At 32.7% G+C, this 3,038-nt stretch carries 3 protein-coding genes; all 3 read left to right on the forward strand.

All coding sequences use genetic code 11. The features are described 5' to 3' along the window. A partial coding sequence (locus VLC96_RS05795) for a GDP-mannose 4,6-dehydratase (protein WP_325261262.1) occupies window positions 1–442 on the forward strand: 442 nt, incomplete at its 5' end. A 20-nt stretch (window positions 443–462) separates the two neighbouring features. Further along, window positions 463–1,854, forward strand: coding sequence for a UDP-glucose 6-dehydrogenase (locus VLC96_RS05800; RefSeq protein WP_325261264.1), 1,392 nt, complete (start codon window positions 463–465; stop codon window positions 1,852–1,854). A gap of 309 nt (window positions 1,855–2,163) precedes the next feature. Beyond that, the coding region (locus VLC96_RS05805) for a nucleotide sugar dehydrogenase (RefSeq protein WP_325261267.1) at window positions 2,164–3,038 on the forward strand (875 nt) is incomplete at its 3' end.

Raw genomic sequence — 3,038 nt, forward strand, 5'->3', positions numbered from 1 at the left:
AAAACAAGATCCAAACGGAGCTTATGCGGCTGTGATTCCTAAGTTTGTAATACAATTAATGCAACATGAAAGTCCAAAAATAAATGGTGATGGGAATTATTCGCGAGATTTTACGTATATTGACAACGTAATACAAATGAATGAGTTGGCAATGCTTACACAGAATATTGAAGGTATAAATACGGTTTACAATACTGCTTTTGGAGATCGTAATACATTGAATGATTTAGTTGGTTACTTGAAAAATTTTTTAGCAGAATATGATCCGGAAATTATGAATGTGGAAATTGAATATGGTTCTAATAGAGCAGGTGATATTCCTCATTCGTTAGCAAGTATTGATAAAGCTAAAAGAATATTAGGATATAATCCTCGGTTTTCCTTACAAGAAGGTTTGAAAGATGCGGTGGCTTGGTATTGGGGGAATCTCAATAATAAATAGTAGAAACAAAAAATAGCGATATGAAAATTACAAAAATTTGTTGCATTGGAGCAGGCTATGTTGGTGGACCAACTATGGCGGTTATTGCTCAAAAATGTCCCCACATTCAAGTTACAGTTGTAGATTTAAATGTAGATAGAATTGCTGCATGGAATGATGAAAACACTGATAATATCCCAATATACGAGCCAGGTTTAGATGCTATTGTTGCCGAGGCAAGAGGGAGAAATTTGTTTTTTTCTACAGATGTTGATAAAGCAATAGACGAAGCCCAAATTGTTTTTATATCCGTAAATACACCTACTAAAACATACGGTAAAGGAAAAGGAATGGCAGCCGATTTGAAATATATTGAATTGTGCGCCAGACAAATTGCCAAAGTGGCAAAAGATAATAAAATTGTTGTTGAAAAATCTACGCTTCCTGTGCGTACAGCTGGTGCTATTAAAAGCATTCTTGACACAACAGGTAACGGTGTTAAGTTTCAAATTCTTTCCAATCCTGAGTTTTTGGCAGAAGGAACTGCCGTTCAGGATTTATTGAATCCAGATAGAATATTAATTGGAGGAGATACTTCTGAAGAAGGACAAAAAGCCATCCAGGCTTTGGTTGATGTGTATGCAAATTGGGTAAGCACCGAGAAAATATTAACTACAAATGTTTGGTCTTCTGAATTATCCAAATTGACTGCTAATGCTTTTCTAGCTCAAAGAATATCTTCCATCAATGCCATGTCTGAATTATGTGAAAAAACTGGTGCAAATGTAAATGAGGTTGCCAAAGCTATAGGGATGGATAGCCGAATTGGTCCTAAATTCCTTAAAGCATCAGTTGGTTTTGGTGGTTCTTGTTTTCAAAAGGATATTCTAAATTTGGTTTATATTGCAAAATCGTATGGATTGAATGAAGTTGCAGATTATTGGGAGCAAGTGATTATTTTAAACGATCATCAAAAACGTCGTTTTTCAAACAATATAGTACAAACTCTTTATAATACTGTTGCAGATAAAAAAATCACTTTTTTAGGTTGGGCTTTCAAGAAAGATACAAATGATACCCGAGAATCTGCTGCAATATATGTTGCGGATGATTTAATTAACGAGCAAGCTAAAATTGCCGTTTATGATCCTAAGGTATCTAGAAAAAAAGTGTTAGCTGATTTAGATTATTTAGAAACCAGAACAGCAGATGAAAATGCAAATAGTATTGTCACTTTTGACAATCCATATTCGTCTTGTGAAAAAGCACATGCAATTGCCATATTGACGGAATGGGATGAATTTGTACATTACGATTGGCAAAAAATTTACGATAATATGCAAAAACCAGCATTTATTTTCGATGGAAGAAACATATTGGACAAAAAAGCTTTAGAGAGTATTGGTTTCGTTTATCAAGCAATTGGTTCGTAGAAAAAAATATAAAAAAATTCGGCTTAAAATAGTTTTCTTTTACTAAATACGATATCACTAAAAACAGTGATTTTTTGTTTTATTTTAAAAACTTGAAAAAAGATTTTTACTGACTTTTAATAGGTTATGCCTATGGTTAGTAAAAATCTTTTTTTTTATTTTACTATTTTTTTTTTGGTGAAATTCGATATATATTTTTAGTACATTTGTGCACTTGATTTTTTAAGGAAATTTTATTTCGATTTTAAGTTTTTCTTTAAATCTGTTTTTTTTTAATTGGCATTTCAAAACCAATAATCGTTTAATAAGTTGAAGAAAGATATAAAAATTGCAGTTATAGGTTTAGGTTATGTTGGTTTGCCTCTTGCCCGATTGTTTGCTACCCAATATTCCGTTACAGGTTTTGATATCAATCAATCGAGAATCGATGCTTTGCAAAATGGTATTGATACTACTCTTGAGGTTGAAAATGAAGTTTTGCAAAAAGTATTAGTAGCAAAAAATAGTAGTGAAAATGGCTTGTATTGCACTTCAGAAGTAAATGATATTGCTAATTGTAATTATTATATTGTAACAGTACCAACGCCAGTTGATAAAAATAATCGTCCTGATCTTACGCCACTATATAAATCTAGCGAAACAGTTGGTTCTGTTTTAAAAAAAGGAGATATTGTCATATATGAATCGACAGTATATCCCGGTGTTACAGAAGAGGAATGTGTTCCAGTTTTAGAAAAAAAGTCAAGTTTACAGTTTAATGTTGATTTTTTTGCGGGTTATTCACCGGAACGAATTAATCCAGGAGACAAAGAACATACAGTCGATAAAATATTAAAAATCACCTCAGGCTCCACGACTGAAATCGGTCAGAAAGTTGATGAATTATACCGATCTGTAATAACTGCAGGAACTCATTTGGCACCTTCTATAAAAGTAGCCGAAGCAGCTAAGGTAATTGAAAATTCACAACGTGATATCAATATAGCTTTCGTTAATGAATTGGCTAAAATTTTTAATCTTTTAGATATTGACACAGCTGCAGTACTTAAAGCAGCAAGTACAAAATGGAATTTTTTACCTTTTAAACCAGGTTTAGTTGGCGGACACTGTATAGGTGTAGATCCCTATTATCTAGCACAAAAAGCACAAGAAAGAGGTTATCATCCAGAAATTATTTTAGCCGG

This window comes from Flavobacterium sp., from assembly GCF_035456085.1.
In the GTDB taxonomy this organism is placed as follows: domain Bacteria; phylum Bacteroidota; class Bacteroidia; order Flavobacteriales; family Flavobacteriaceae; genus Flavobacterium.

Coding starts and splice junctions, on each gene's coding strand:
- VLC96_RS05800 (WP_325261264.1), top strand. CDS start 463: ATGAAAATTACAAAAATTTGTTGCATTGGAGCAGGCTATGTTGGTGGA.